At 55.1% G+C, this 14,061-nt stretch carries 11 protein-coding genes; 9 read left to right on the top strand and 2 right to left on the bottom strand.

The genetic code is table 11. The features are described 5' to 3' along the window. Nucleotides 1-13 precede the first annotated feature (13 nt). From hisD to rpsI, 6 genes are all read left to right on the top strand, one after another. Nucleotides 14-1,306, top strand: coding sequence for a histidinol dehydrogenase (hisD, locus tag Q3970_RS01550; RefSeq protein WP_303098854.1), 1,293 nt, complete (start codon nt 14-16; stop codon nt 1,304-1,306). Between the two features lie 331 nt (nt 1,307-1,637). Then, nucleotides 1,638-2,696 carry an alanine racemase gene (alr, locus tag Q3970_RS01545; RefSeq protein ID WP_303098853.1) on the top strand — a complete coding sequence of 353 codons (1,059 nt, stop codon included), beginning with the start codon at nt 1,638-1,640 and terminating at the stop codon, nt 2,694-2,696. Between the two features lie 81 nt (nt 2,697-2,777). Further along, complete coding sequence (locus Q3970_RS01540) at nt 2,778-3,551, top strand: TatD family hydrolase (RefSeq protein ID WP_303098852.1); 774 nt, start codon at nt 2,778-2,780, stop codon at nt 3,549-3,551. A gap of 42 nt (nt 3,552-3,593) precedes the next feature. Then, entirely contained in the window at nt 3,594-4,757 is a 1,164-nt protein-coding gene (gene hflX, locus Q3970_RS01535) for a GTPase HflX (protein ID WP_303098851.1), read from the top strand. A 172-nt stretch (nt 4,758-4,929) separates the two neighbouring features. Further along, complete coding sequence (gene rplM / locus Q3970_RS01530) at nt 4,930-5,358, top strand: 50S ribosomal protein L13 (RefSeq protein ID WP_303098850.1); 429 nt, start codon at nt 4,930-4,932, stop codon at nt 5,356-5,358. Between the two features lie 9 nt (nt 5,359-5,367). After that, nucleotides 5,368-5,760, top strand: coding sequence for a 30S ribosomal protein S9 (gene rpsI / locus Q3970_RS01525; protein WP_303098849.1), 393 nt, complete (start codon nt 5,368-5,370; stop codon nt 5,758-5,760). A gap of 212 nt (nt 5,761-5,972) precedes the next feature. Here rpsI and yjgA read toward each other — a convergent pair whose 3' ends face one another. After that, nucleotides 5,973-6,506, bottom strand: a complete 534-nt coding sequence (gene yjgA / locus Q3970_RS01520; protein ID WP_303098848.1) for a ribosome biogenesis factor YjgA — start codon at nt 6,504-6,506, stop codon at nt 5,973-5,975. A gap of 130 nt (nt 6,507-6,636) precedes the next feature. Between yjgA and pmbA the strand changes: the two genes are divergently transcribed. Next, complete coding sequence (gene pmbA / locus Q3970_RS01515) at nt 6,637-7,965, top strand: metalloprotease PmbA (protein WP_303098847.1); 1,329 nt, start codon at nt 6,637-6,639, stop codon at nt 7,963-7,965. Between the two features lie 402 nt (nt 7,966-8,367). Here the strand turns inward: pmbA and smc are convergent, their stop codons facing one another. Next, nucleotides 8,368-11,865, bottom strand: coding sequence for a chromosome segregation protein SMC (gene smc / locus Q3970_RS01510; RefSeq protein WP_303098846.1), 3,498 nt, complete (start codon nt 11,863-11,865; stop codon nt 8,368-8,370). Nucleotides 11,866-12,307: 442 nt separating this feature from the next. On the opposite strand from smc, the gene Q3970_RS01505 reads away from it, so the two are divergent. Together Q3970_RS01505 and Q3970_RS01500 are read left to right on the top strand one after the other, a co-directional pair. Then, nucleotides 12,308-13,207, top strand: coding sequence for an OmpA family protein (locus tag Q3970_RS01505; protein ID WP_303098845.1), 900 nt, complete (start codon nt 12,308-12,310; stop codon nt 13,205-13,207). Nucleotides 13,208-13,236: 29 nt separating this feature from the next. Then, on the top strand, nt 13,237-14,061 hold an 825-nt coding region (locus Q3970_RS01500; RefSeq protein WP_303098844.1), incomplete at its 3' end, for an Ig-like domain-containing protein.

Below are 14,061 nucleotides of genomic sequence, written 5' to 3'. Positions count from 1 at the left end.
AAGAAAGCCCGAGATGAAACACCTTTCCACCCAATCCCCCGATTTCCAATCCGAACTCAAAGCCCTGCTTGCCTTTGAAACCGCGCAAGACCCGAAAATCGACCAGATTGTCGCCGACATCTGCGCCGATGTGCAAAAGCGCGGCGATGCGGCCTTGGTTGAGTACACCAACACATTCGACAGTATGGCGGCGCAAAGTATGGCCGATTTAACCCTCACGCAAGAAGACTTGAAAAACGCGTTCGGGCGCATTCCCGAAAACGTTCAGACTGCCTTGCAAACCGCCGCCAAACGTGTGGAAAGCTACCACCAACGCCAAAAAATGGAGTCGTGGAGCTATACCGATGAAGACGGCACGCTCTTGGGTCAGCAAATCACCCCGCTCGACCGTGTGGGCATTTATGTGCCTGGCGGCAAGGCGGCGTATCCGAGTTCGGTCATCATGAACGCCATGCCCGCACATGTGGCCGGTGTGAAGGAAATCATCATGGTCGTGCCTACACCAAAAGGCGAGCGCAACGACATCGTTTTGGCCGCCGCTTATGTGGCGGGTGTCACCAAAGTGTTTACCGTCGGCGGCGCGCAGGCGGTGGCAGCCTTGGCCTACGGCACCGAAACCGTGCCGCAGGTGGATAAAATCACGGGGCCGGGCAACGCCTTCGTGGCCGCCGCCAAACGCCGCGTGTTCGGCGTGGTGGGCATCGACATGGTGGCCGGGCCGTCTGAAATTCTGGTGATTGCCGACGGCACCACGCCCGCCGAATGGGTGGCGATGGATTTGTTCAGCCAAGCCGAACACGACGAAATCGCGCAAGCCATTTTAATCGCCACGTCGCAGGATTATTTGGACGAAGTTCAGACGGCCATGAACAAACTGATGGAGGAAATGCCGCGCTGCGACATCATCGAAGCCAGTCTCGCCAACCGAGGCGCCATGATTTTGGCGCGCGATTTGGACGAAGCCTGCGAAGTGGCCAACTACATCGCGCCCGAGCATTTGGAAATGTCGGTTGAAAACGCCGAAGTATGGGCGCAAAAAATCCGCCACGCCGGTGCGATTTTCATGGGCAAATACACCAGCGAAAGTTTGGGCGACTACTGCGCGGGGCCGAACCACGTTTTACCCACCAGCCGCACCGCCCGCTTCTCCTCGCCCTTGGGCACATACGATTTCCAAAAACGCACCAGCCTGATTCAGGTTTCCGAACACGGCGCGCAAAAACTGGGCAAAACCGCCAGCATATTGGCACACGGCGAACGGCTCACCGCCCATGCCCGTGCGGCGGAAATGCGTTTGAAAGATTAGGGAGTGTAGTCAGAAGGCTTGTGAAGCGGTTTTTTGAGGAAAAATCCGCAGATGCAAGGCAAAAAGCGCAGCAAGATTGGACATCTTGCGAGCATTTTAGCTTCGCAAGTCCGCTACGCTACCTAACGCCGCAGATGCGGATTTTGACCAAAAATACCGCCGCAACGCTTTCTGACTACACTCCCTAATGTTTCGGCATAGGTGTATATTTAAAAACCGCCCCGATCGGCCTATAATCCGTTTCTTCAAACAACAGGCCGTCTGAAAAGCGCCGTTTTCAGACGGCCTTTAACCAATGCCTGCCAACCCTGCCGTAAAGGATATTCTGAAAATGCGTCCGCTAAATGCCCAAATCCGCCTTGAAAACCTGCGCCACAATTATCAAACCTTAAAAAACATCCACGGCGGCAAACTGTTGGCGGTGGTGAAGGCCGATGCCTACGGCCACGGTGCGGTGCGGTGCGCGCACGCGCTGGCGGATTTGGCCGACGGTTTTGCCGTGGCGGGCGTGGAAGAGGCGGTGCAGTTGCGGGAACACGGCATCGAAAACCCGATTTTGCTGTTGGAAGGCGTGTTTGAAGCCAAAGAATACGAACAGGCCGACCGCCACCGCCTGTGGCCTGCCGTGTGCAGCCAATGGCAGCTTGAAGCGCTGCTGCACCACCCATGGCAGCAACCCGTGAAAGTATGGCTGAAAATGGATTCGGGGATGCACCGCGCCGGCTTCTTCCCGCATAACTACGCTGCCGCCTATACGGCGCTGAAGCAGAGCCGAAATGTTGACAGCATTGTGAAATTCAGCCACTTCGCCTGTGCCGACGAAGCCGACAACGCCATGACCGAAATGCAGATCGAGGCGTTTGATTTGGGCTGCGAGGGTTTGGCGGGCGAAGAGAGCCTGGCCAATTCCGCCGCCATGCTGCGCTATCCTGCCGCCCGCCGCGATTGGGGTAGGGCGGGCATCGCACTTTACGGCGCCTGCCCGTTCGGCCACACCGACAGCCGTTTGAAACCCGTGATGCGCCTGAGCACGCGCGTGTTCGGCGAGCGGGTGTTGCAGCCGCATTCACCGGTGGGCTACGGCGCGGCGTTCTACACCAAAAAGTCCACCCGTGTGGGCCTGATTGCCTGCGGCTATGCCGACGGCTATCCGCGCCATGCCCCCAACGGCACGCCCGTTGCCATCGGCAGCCACCGCAGCCAGCTTATCGGCCGCGTGTCGATGGATATGATGACGGTGGAGCTTGATGTGTCGCACGAAGGCATAGGCAACGAAGTCGAGCTGTGGGGCGATGTGGTGAATGTGAATGAAGTGGCCAAAGCCGCCGGTACCATTGCCTACGAACTACTCTGCCATGTGAAACGGGCGAAGTTTACTTATTACGAATAACCGGATGCCGAAGGCCGTCTGAAAGCCCGCATTGTTTTTCAGACGGCTTCGATACTTTATATAGCCTATTAAAACAATATCATGTATTTAGTCGATTCCCACTGCCATCTCAATTTCGACGGCCTAAGCAGCCGCCTGTCCGAAGTGTTTGCCAATATGGCTGAAAACCAAGTCAGGCAGGCGCTGGCGATCAGCGTGAGCCGGCAGAGCTTTGCCGAAGTGCTGGCGATTGCCGAGGCCAACGACCATATTTTCGCCACCGTGGGCGTACACCCCGACCGGGAAGACGCCGAAGAGTTTACGGTAGAAGAATTGGCGCACCATGCGCGACACCCGAAAGTGGTGGGCATAGGCGAAACCGGCTTAGATTATCACTGGTGCAAAGGCGATTTGGCATGGCAGCACCAGCGTTTTGTCTGCCATATCCTTGCCGCCAACCAAAGCGGGCTGCCGTTGGTGGTGCACACCCGCGATGCGGCTGCCGACACCATACGCCTGTTGCGCGAGCATCAGGCGCACGCAGGCGTTATCCATTGCTTCACCGAAAACGTGGAAGTAGCCAAAGCTGCGCTGGATTTGGGCTTTTATATTTCGTTTTCCGGCATCGTTACCTTTAAAAACGCCCCCGATATTCAGGCGGCGGCAAAATATGTGCCTGCCGACCGCATACTGGTGGAAACCGATGCGCCTTTTCTCGCTCCCGTGCCCAAACGCGGCAAGCCCAACGAACCGGCTTATGTGAAATACACCGCCGATTTTGTGGCGCAGTTGCGTGGTGAAACACCGGAGCGCATCGCCGAAACCACCACCGAAAATTTTTACCGGCTGTTTAACAAAGTGCCACGGGCGCAATAGGCTTCGGGCCGTCTGAAAAAAACGACCAACGGAGCCTGCGCAGTGAGCAAACCCACCCTGTTCCAAATCGACAAATCCCTTGAAAAGCCCGAGCGCGTGATGCTGGCGGGCGTGATGCTCAGCGCCGACTATACCGGCGCCAACGAGTTGCGCGAGCAGGCGTTTCAGGCGGCTTTAAACGAAGCGGCCGAACTGGTGCGGGCCGCAGGCGGCGACTTGGTGCGCACCGAAACCGCCAAGCGCGACAAAGCGCACACCGCTTTGTTTGTGGGCACCGGTAAGGCGGAGGAGCTGGCCGAAGCCGTGCGGCAGCACAATATCGAACTGGTGGTGTTCAACCACGAACTCAGCCCCACGCAGGAGCGCAATCTGGAGCGGGTGCTGCAATGCCGCGTGCTCGACCGTGTCGGCCTGATTCTGGCGATTTTCGCCAAACGCGCGCAGTCGCAAGAGGGTAAATTGCAGGTAGAGCTGGCGCAGCTCAGCCACCTGAGCGGGCGCCTGGTGCGCGGCTACGGCCATCTGCAAAGCCAGAAAGGCGGTATCGGTTTGAAAGGGCCGGGCGAAACCCAGCTCGAAACCGACCGCCGCCTCATCAACCAAAAAATCACCGCGCTGAAAAAGCAGCTGCATAACGTGCAGAAACAGCGCGCTACCCGCCGCAAGGCGCGTATGCAGGGCAATATCAAAACTTTTGCGCTGGTGGGTTATACCAATGCCGGAAAATCCAGCCTGTTCAACCGTTTAACCAAAGCCGACGTGTTGGCGGAAGACCAGCTTTTCGCCACGCTCGACACCACTGCCCGCCGCCTGTACCTCAACCGTCAAACCAGCGTGATTCTCACCGATACGGTAGGTTTCGTGCGCGATTTGCCGCACAAGCTGGTGTCGGCTTTTTCGGCCACGCTTGAAGAAACCGCATTGGCCGATGTGCTTTTGCACGTTGTCGATGCCGCCCACCCGGATTTCGAGCGGCAGATGGACGATGTGAATGCCGTACTTGAAGAAATCGGCGCCCACGAAGTGCCGCAGCTGGTGGTATACAACAAAATCGACCTGCTGCCCGACAACAACCGCCCCGCCGGTGTATTGCGCGACACGCAGGGCAGGGCGGTGGCAGTGAACGTTTCGGTTACCGGAAACCTGGGTTTGGACGCCTTGCGCGAGGCTGTGGCAGAGCGGGTGCAATACAAAGTGGCTGATTAAAATCGAACCGCATTTCAGCGCGTGCGTTTCAAAAACAACACCCTGCCTGCATTGATGCGCCTGATTTCCCCTCCGGGCAGCCGTCTTGACAAAAGAAGCCTGAATCAGATTGACAGCCGTAATAATCCTCTATAAAATCGGCAGCTTTCTATATCTGTTTGGATTACCCTTTATGAAAACCTTTTCAGCCAAGCCGCATGAAGTAAAGCGCGAGTGGTTTGTGGTTGATGCCCAAGACAAAGTTTTGGGCCGCCTGGCCGCAGAAATCGCCCGCCGCCTGCGCGGCAAACACAAGCCTGAATATACTCCCCACGTTGACACCGGCGATTATATTATCGTGATTAATGCCGACAAACTGCGTGTAACCGGCAATAAAGCCCTTGATAAAAAATACTACCGCCATTCGGGCTTCCCCGGCGGTATTTATGAGCGCAACTTCACCGAAATGCAGGAAAAATTCCCCGAACGCGTTTTGGAAAAAGCCGTTAAAGGCATGCTGCCCAAAGGCCCATTGGGTTACGCCATGATCAAAAAACTGAAAGTGTATGCCGGTTCCGAGCACGGCCATGCAGCCCAACAACCCAAAGTTTTGGAAATCTAAGGACACGACATGAACGGTAAATACTACTACGGCACAGGCCGCCGCAAAAGTTCAGTGGCTCGTGTATTTCTGCAAAAAGGCACCGGCCGGATTATTGTAAACGGCCGCCCCGTTGACGAATTCTTCGCACGCGAAACCAGCCGCATGGTGGTTCGCCAACCTTTGGTTCTGACTGAAAATGCCGAAGCTTTCGATATCAAAGTCAACGTAACCGGCGGCGGCGAAACCGGTCAGTCCGGTGCTATCCGCCACGGCATTACCCGTGCACTGATCGACTACGATGCAGCACTGAAACCCGCTCTGTCGCAAGCCGGTTTCGTTACCCGGGATGCCCGTGAAGTCGAGCGTAAAAAACCCGGCCTGCGCAAAGCCCGCCGCGCCAAACAATTTTCAAAACGCTGATTTTCTTTATCTGTTTTGTATTATAAAAATCCCTGTTTTCGGACAGGGATTTTTATTTTGGATTGATGGATTTGTTGAATATTTTAAGTGTTTCAGACGGCCTCTGGACTTATATCAAATGTATTGCTGCAGAACCGGACGTAGGAATATCGAAAATATCCGGGTCAGAGTTTTACCGTCCGCTTAGCCCGGGCCGTTTTTGCCCGCATGGGTTACTCTCCCTCTATTTCGGAGGTATCGTTCGAACTTGCGGATACACCGTCCATTACGGCTTTGATTTCTTGAAACAGGGCGCGGAAGTTTTTCGGCGGTTTGTTCAGCTCCTGCTCTTTGCGGGTGTTGCGGATTAACGTGCGCAGTTTGCCCGCATCGGCATGCGGATAGTCGGCGATAAAGGCGGTGAGTGCGTCGTCGCCCGCAATCAGGCGGTCGCGCGCCTGTTCCACCCGTTGCAGAAAGGCGTTGTGGGCGGCGTTGTCGCCGCGCAGCTTGGCAAGGTAGCGTTCGATGGGCTCGGGGTCGGTGTCGCGCATCAGACGGCCGATGTATTGCGCCTGACGCTTGATGGCACCGTTGGAAGTGATTTTTTTATAGGCCAGCACGGCTTCGTATAAATCTTCCGGCAAACCGATTTTTTTCAGCGTGTCGGCGGAAAGTTTGGTCAACTGCATGCCGAGGTCTTGCAGGTTGTCCATCTGTTTTTTCATCTGGGTTTTACTTACCCATTCTTGCTCGTTGCTGCTCATTATTTTTCATCCGTTGAAACAATCGGGGCATTTTAGCATAAGCCGCCGCACTATCTTTGCGATAGGCGTAATTTAACTAAGGCCGTCTGAAAACGGTTAAAATACCGCAGACTTTTCAACAGGCAGATATATGTTCAACCATAGTAAAAACGATCTGTTGTCGCTTTGCGAACAGGTTTTGCAGCTTGCCGCGCAGCAGGGGGCCACCGCCGCCGAAGCCGATTTGAGCGAATCGCTAGGCCAAAGTGTGAACGTGCGTTTGGGTGAAATCGAGCAGATTGAATACCAGCAGGACAAATCGCTCGACATCACCGTGTATGCGGGCCGGCGTAAAGGCCGCGCCAGCACCGCCGATTTCTCGCCTCAGGCGCTGCGCGACACAGTGCGCGCCGCCGTGGATATCGCCCGCTACACAGCTGAAGACGAGTGTGCGGGCTTGGCCGACGCCGGCCTGATGGCGCGGCATATCGGCGATTTAGACAAATACCACGAGTGGGATTTGCCCGCTGAGGAGGCTGTGAACCTCGCCAAACAATGCGAACAGGCCGCGCTTGACTATGATAAACGCATCAGCAATTCGGAAGGCGCGGGTGTGCAAACCGGCCATTACCAATATGTTTACGGCAATTCGCACGGCTTTTCAGCCCACCAGCAAGGCACGCGCCACAGCCTTTCGTGCAGCGTGGTGGCCGCCGGTGAAAACGGTATGCAGCGCGATTATTGGTACGACGCTTCCTGCCGCCACGCCGATTTGGATACACCCGCAAGCATAGGCCGCACCGCCGCATTGCGCACCGTGCGCCGTTTGGGTGCGCGAAGCATCCCCACCGGCAGCTATCCCGTATTGTTTGACGCCACCGTGGCGGGTGGGTTGATCGGCCATTTAATCGGCGGCTTGAGCGGCGGTGCGCTATACCGCCAAAGCAGCTTCCTTACCGACAGCCTCGGCAAACAGATTCTGCCCGGTTTTCTTAATCTGCGCGAAGAGCCGCACATTAAGCGCGCTTTCGGCAGCACTTATTTCGATGCCGAAGGCGTGGCGACACAACCGCGCTTCGTGCTGGAAAACGGCGTGGTGCAGGGTTATTTTTTAAGCAGTTACAGTGCGCGTAAACTCGGCATGCAAACCACCGCCAACGCCGGCGGTGCGCACAACCTTTATCTGAACCACACCCACGCTTCGCAGGCCGACCTGTTCAAAGCCATGGGCACGGGCCTGTTGGTAACCGAGCTGATGGGGCAGGGCGTAAATATGCTTACCGGCGACTATTCGCGCGGCGCGGCCGGTTTTTGGGTGGAAAACGGCGTGATTGCCTATCCGGTGGAAGAAATCACCATTGCCGGACGTTTGCAGGATATGTATCTCAACATTGCCGGCGCGGCGGACGACGCGCTGCCGCGTTCGCCGAACAAAATCGGCTCGGTGCTGGTGGAAAGCATGACAGTGGCGGGTGCTTAAAGAAAGTTGGCTGTATTTTTGTTGGAAAGGCCGTCTGAAAAGTTGTTGGGGCAACAGTTTTTCAGACGGTTTGATTTTTTTACCTTGATATCTTTGTATAGCGGCTTAAATTTAAAACAGTACAGCGTTGCTGCGCCTTAGCTCAAAGAGAACGGTTTTGTAAACCGCTGAAGCGGTAACCGGCAACAGAACCGGTTTCGTACTGTCTGTACTGCCTGCGGTTTGCTGCCTTGTGTCGAAGTAATCAAATCCGCTATAAGAAGAACCTGAATACCGTTATTTCCGTGGAAGCAGGAGTAACGGTATTCAAATGTTTCAGACGGCCTCGGCCTTGCGGATTTGAAAGTTCGGCAGGTTCCTAGTTTCCCCGTATACCAGATCAGAAAAACGATCCGGATGCATCTATGCAGCAGGCTCGGCCATGCTCAGCGCCTGCCGGATATCCACCGCCACAATCCTCGACACGCCTTTTTCCTGCATAGTTACGCCGATGAGCTGTTCGGCCATTTCCATGGTGAGGCGGTTGTGCGAAATATAGAGAAACTGGGTTTGCGCCGACATTTCTTTCACTAAATTACAGAAGCGGCTGGTGTTGGCATCGTCAAGCGGGGCGTCCACCTCGTCGAGCAGGCAGAACGGGGCGGGGTTGAGGCTGAAGAGGGCGAATACCAAACTCATGGCGGTAAGCGCTTTTTCGCCGCCGCTCAACAGGTGGATGGTGCTGTTTTTCTTGCCGGGCGGGCGCGCCATGATGGATACGCCTGCGGTGAGCAGGTCGTCGCCTATCATGTGCAGGGTGGCTTCGCCGCCGCCGAACAGGGTGGGGAAAAAGGTTTGTACTTTTTCGTTGACGGCGTCGAAAGTGGCTTTGAAACGCTCTTTGGTTTTGCTGTCGATTTGGGCGATGGCTTCTTCGAGCAGGTTGATGGCTGCCTGCACGTCTTCGCTTTGGCCGCGGTAGTAGCCGTCGCGTTCGCGGGCTTCTTCCAGCTCTTGCAGGGCGGCGAGGTTGACGGCGCCGAGGGCTTCGATTTGTTGGGTGAGACTGCCGATGTCGTTGCCGAGTGCTTTCAGGTTGCCCGATGCGGCGGCCAGTTTTTCGAGCGATTCGATGTCGGCTTCCCGTTCGGTGAGGTTTTGGTGGAAGCGTTTGGCGTTAATCAGGGCTTCCTGCTGTTGCAGAAGGGCGGTTTGGGTGGCGGCCTGCAATTGCGGCAGTTTGCTTTGCAGCGCCTGCTGTTGGGCGTATTGCTCGCGGCCCTGTGCTTGGGTGGTGGCGAGTTGGTCCTGCATGGCGAGGTGTTGTTCGTCGAGCGTTTGCACGGCTTCGCCCAGCTCGCTCAATTGGGCGTGCTGTTCGTCGTTTTGGGTTTCGGCCTCATAAGCCAGCGCGAGTTCGGACTGGCGTTCCTGCCAATCTAAGGTTTGTTGTTCGAGCCGGTTAAGCTGTTGTTGGAAATGTTGTTTTTGCTGTTGCAGTTTGTGCACGGCCACTTCGGCGAGGCCGTATTGGCGGTTGGCTTCCAAAAGGGCGAGCTGGGCCTGTTTCAGACGGCCTTGCTGTTCTTGGCGGCTGCCGCCGGTGTTGTGCTGTTGGTGTTCGAGTTCGGCGGCGGCTTCGGTGAGGGTGGCGATGTCGTCTTGCAGGCCGTCTGAAGTTTGCCCGAGCAAGGTTTGTTCTTCTTCGAGTTGTGCCAGTTCACGCTCGATGTGTTCGCGGCGGATTTGCCCTTGGTTGGTGCGGGCGAGCATTTCGGCGGCGCGCTGTTGTGCCTGCTGGTATTGCCGGTTGTGCTGTTTTTGCTGTTGCAGCAGGTTTTTATGGTGGGTTTCGGCGGCTGCTAACTCGGTTTTGCTTTGGGCGAGCTGTTGTTCGGCATCGGCCAGACGGGGCGACAGGGTGCCGAGTTCGGCGGTTAACTCGTCCAAACGTTCTTTGCGCGCCATCAAGTTGTCCTGCCGGTTTTGGGCATACAGCACGGTGCTGACGCGGTCGATGCGGTGGCCTTCGGGCGTGAGCCAGAGCTGGCCGGGTTGCAGGTCGCCTTGGCGGCTCAGGGCGTAATCCAAATCGGGGGCACACAATACGCCGTCGAGCCAATGGTGCAAGGCCGTCTGAAACGGGGCTTTGGCTTGGATTTGGTTAAGCAGGGCGGGGGCGGGCAGGGTTTTCTTAAGCCCGCCGGACAGGTTGTCGGCCAGCCAGGCGGCGCTGCCCTCGGGAAGCGGCGAGGGTGGGGCGAACGATGCAGGCACGGCGCGGGCGTGCAGGCGTTCGGCCAGTATCACGCCGAGTGCGTGCTGCCAGTCGGCGGGGGCGGTGATGTGCTGCCAGAGTTGCGGGGCTTGGCCTGCATCGGTGTGCTGCCAGAAATCGCCGCCGCTGTTTTCGTCTTGCGCCAAGAGTTGCGACAAGGCCTGCTGCTGTGCTTCGAGCGCGATGTGCTGCTGTTGCAGGGTTTGCCGGTTTGACGAGGCCGTCTGAAAACGGGTTTGGCATTCGGCCAGGCGGTTTTCGGCGGCCAGCAGTTGTTCTTCGTAATGCTCTTGTTGATTTTGCAGCAGGGCGGCTTGCTCTTGTGCGGCTTCGGTATCGCTGCGGTCGGGCAGGTTGAGCGCGAGGCTTTCTTGTTTCAGACGGCCTTTGCGAGCTTCGTGCTGTTGCAGGGTGTGTTGCGAGTGGGCCAGTTGCTGCTGTTTCAGGGCCAGCTCGCGTTTGATGCGGTTGTGTTCGTCCTGCTGGCTTTGGTAGGCGGTGTTGAGTGTGGCCTGCGCTTCTTCCAGCTCGGGCAGGCGTTCTTCGTATTCGGCCACCTGCATGGCGGTTTCGGCCAGCTCGGTTTGTTTTTCTTCGATGTGGATGTCGGCTTCTTCAAGTTGGGCGCGGATTTGCTGCTGCTCTTGGTGGATACGCGAAAGTTGTACCTGTGCGGCGGCTTTATCGCGCTCGATGCGCTGGTGCAGGGTTTGCCGGTGGCGGATTTGTTCTTCCAGGCGGGCAATCTGTTCGCGCAATACGCCGCGCTGGTTGCTAATGTCGTGCACATTTTGCTGCTGGATCTGTTCGGTAGCCTGCAAAGCGTGCACGGCTTCGCCCAAAGCTTGAATCTTCGCGGCGGTTTCGTCCTGCTGCTGCTGGAAGGTTTGATGCTGGGCGGTGGCTTTGTCGGCGGTGGCGAGCGATTGCTGCCATTGCACATAGTCGAGCAAATCCTGCTGCTGCGCAAGTTGGCGGGTGAGCGTTTGATAACGCTCGGCGGTTTCGGCCTGTTTTTCCAGCTTTTCCACTTGGCGCACCAGTTCGCTTTGCAGGTCGGACAAACGTTGCAGGTGCTCGCGCGTATCTTTCAGACGGCCTTCCGTTTCTTTGCGGCGTTCTTTGTATTTCGACACGCCCGCCGCTTCTTCTATATAAGCACGCAATTCTTCCGGCCGCGCTTCGATAATGCGCGAAATCATGCCCTGTTCGATTACTGCATAACCGCGCGCGCCCACACCCGTGCCCAAAAACAAATCGGTAATGTCGCGGCGGCGCACCACTTGGTTATTGATGAAATAAGTGGATTCGCCCTGCCGTGTGAGCTGGCGCTTGATGCTCACTTCGGCATATTGCCCCCACGCACCTTGAAGGCTGTGGTCGCTGTTGTCGAACACCAGTTCAACTGAAGCGCGCGGTGCGGGGCGGCGGGTGGCGGCGCCGTTGAAAATCACGTCCTGCATACTTTCGCCGCGCAACTGCTTGGCCGACGCTTCCCCCAATACCCAGCGCACGGCGTCAATCACATTGGACTTGCCGCAGCCGTTCGGCCCGATAACGGCCACCAGTTGGCCGGGCACATGAATGGTGGTGGGGTCGGTAAACGATTTGAAGCCGGCAAGTTTGATGTGGGTAAGGCGCATGGAAGAGAAAAGCAGGGGCGAAAAAAGCGTTATTTTAACGGAAATCTGAGTAGAAAGGTGGATCGGGGAAGGGGAGGCTGCTGATGCTTTTTTATCTTTAAAAATATGAAGTGTTGTATAAATGATAATGGTATATAAGGTGGGTATTTAGAGTTGCTTTTATTTTATTTTATTTTATTTATAAATATGTATATTTTTCAATATGTTATTTTTTAAGAAGAAAGGATTGGCTAAAGTGGCGGGAACTTGATCAGATACCTATTATACATAAAAAAAAACAGTTGGTATGTAATGGTGAAAATATATCATGAATGCGTATATCATTTTAATATTGCCATGTATTATGCCGTTTGAGAATCCGGCGGGGCAGGCCGCAGCAGCGGGGATGTTTAACAGGTAAGCCGTAAAACGTAACGGGCGGCTTAATTAATCAGGAGTTCGAATGATGTTTCAGTATCGTAAATTATTGTGGGTTTTACTGCCGCTTGCCGCAGTCGGATGTGCATCGCACCAAAAAGAAAGCTGGATCGACACCAAACAGGCAGCTTACAGCACTTCCGTGCCGGATAACCGTTCTTCGGTTGTGTTTTACCGTCAGGCCGATGCCGTCAGCGGCCCGACTGTCAATATTTACGTAAACGGCCAATATTCGGGATCGTTGCAGCCGAATGCCTATCGTCAGGAAACCGTTTGCGCGCAAAACCAACGATTTTACGCAGAATTCACCAAGAGCGATACCGGTTACCGCAACAAGCATAACTCAGGCGACTATTATAACCTGCCCGATTCGGCGGTATCTTTCTTTAAAATCGTCGATGACGGTAACGGCCATCCCGCATTGCAGGCAGTCTCCCCCGAGCAGGCCGAAGCCGAAATGCGGAACATCCCCCGTCAAAACCACACGCTCTCACGCGTAATAAGCGAAGAACAATGTGCGGTCGTATTGAAAAAATACAGCCTGAAAACCTCGGCGTTGTTCAAATTCGACCGCTATGACTACGGCAACATGCTTCCCAAAGGCAAGCAGGAACTTTCCGCCATTTCTGAAGAAATCAAACAAAATCCTGATTTAATCCGCGGTATCGCTGTTGTAGGCCATACCGATCCGTCCGGTACTTCCGCATACAACCAGAAGCTCTCCGTTAACCGCGCCTCAACCGTAAAACAGGTGTTGGCCGAAAGCGGTTTGGACAGAAGGCTGATCAGTGCCGAAGGCAAAGGTGAGCGCGAATTGGTGGTTAACGACTGCCGTAAAAAGCACCCCAATAACGCCCAAGCGCGCAAAGAATGCGACCAACCAAACCGTCGTGTGGAAGTCATTCTGCACGGTGAAAAAAAATAAACTGAATTTAACATTATAAGGTGAATAAAATGTCTAAAAACATTACTTTAAATATCAATAATGCCCAAAAAACTTTGGAAACCGTAAAGTTTCAGACGGCCTCGGGCGAAGCATTACGAATTCCGGCTCAAGCTGATGTCAACTATCAGTTTATTGAAGATGCCACATCGTTCGCACCCGAAAACATCATGACCAAACGTGTGGGCAATGATTTGACTGTTGCTTTTGAAGGTTCGGATATTGCCAATCCCGACTTAATTTTAGAAGGCTATTATTCAAAGGAAACCGGTGCTTCCAAAGGCAGTTTGTTAGTCGGTACTCATGAAAACGGTAACACCTACCCGTATGTGCCGGAAAGTACGGAAACTTCAGATGCGGTTACTATGCTGGCGGAAGAAGTCGCGGCCGGCCAAGCTTTGGGTGGTGAAATCATTACAGCTTTGTGGGCGCCCAATCCCTTATGGCTCTTGGCATTATTGCCACTGGCGGGATTGGCTGCATTGGCAGGCGGCAGTAGCGGGGGGGCAGAGGATCAGGCACCGGTTATTACCGTTAACGCACCAGATAATACTACAGACAACACCCCCGAAATTACCGGCACCGTTAATAATGCAGAGCCAGGCAGCGTGGTAACTGTTGTTTTAGTTGACAGCCAAGGGGGCAGTCAAACTGTTTCGACAACCATAGGTGAGACCGGTGAGTATTCGGTAGAGCCGGTAACTCCGTTAGCTGACGGCGTTTATACCGCTACGGCAACAGTTGAAACAGTATCCGGAAAATCTGCTACAGCTACCGATCCCGGCAGCATTGATACAACCGCACAAATCACCGTTAATGCTCCTGATTTGACCAAC

Origin of the sequence: Neisseria sp., from assembly GCF_030530745.1 — a bacterium.
Taxonomy (GTDB): domain Bacteria; phylum Pseudomonadota; class Gammaproteobacteria; order Burkholderiales; family Neisseriaceae; genus Neisseria.
The sequence above is the reverse complement of the archived record's forward strand: the minus strand, read 5'-3'. Positions and strand labels throughout refer to the sequence as shown.

Coding starts and splice junctions, on each gene's coding strand:
- hisD (WP_303098854.1), top strand. CDS start 14: ATGAAACACCTTTCCACCCAATCCCCCGATTTCCAATCCGAACTCAAA.
- alr (WP_303098853.1), top strand. CDS start 1,638: ATGCGTCCGCTAAATGCCCAAATCCGCCTTGAAAACCTGCGCCACAAT.
- Q3970_RS01540 (WP_303098852.1), top strand. CDS start 2,778: ATGTATTTAGTCGATTCCCACTGCCATCTCAATTTCGACGGCCTAAGC.
- rplM (WP_303098850.1), top strand. CDS start 4,930: ATGAAAACCTTTTCAGCCAAGCCGCATGAAGTAAAGCGCGAGTGGTTT.
- rpsI (WP_303098849.1), top strand. CDS start 5,368: ATGAACGGTAAATACTACTACGGCACAGGCCGCCGCAAAAGTTCAGTG.
- yjgA (WP_303098848.1), bottom strand. CDS start 6,506: ATGAGCAGCAACGAGCAAGAATGGGTAAGTAAAACCCAGATGAAAAAA.
- pmbA (WP_303098847.1), top strand. CDS start 6,637: ATGTTCAACCATAGTAAAAACGATCTGTTGTCGCTTTGCGAACAGGTT.
- smc (WP_303098846.1), bottom strand. CDS start 11,865: ATGCGCCTTACCCACATCAAACTTGCCGGCTTCAAATCGTTTACCGAC.
- Q3970_RS01505 (WP_303098845.1), top strand. CDS start 12,308: ATGATGTTTCAGTATCGTAAATTATTGTGGGTTTTACTGCCGCTTGCC.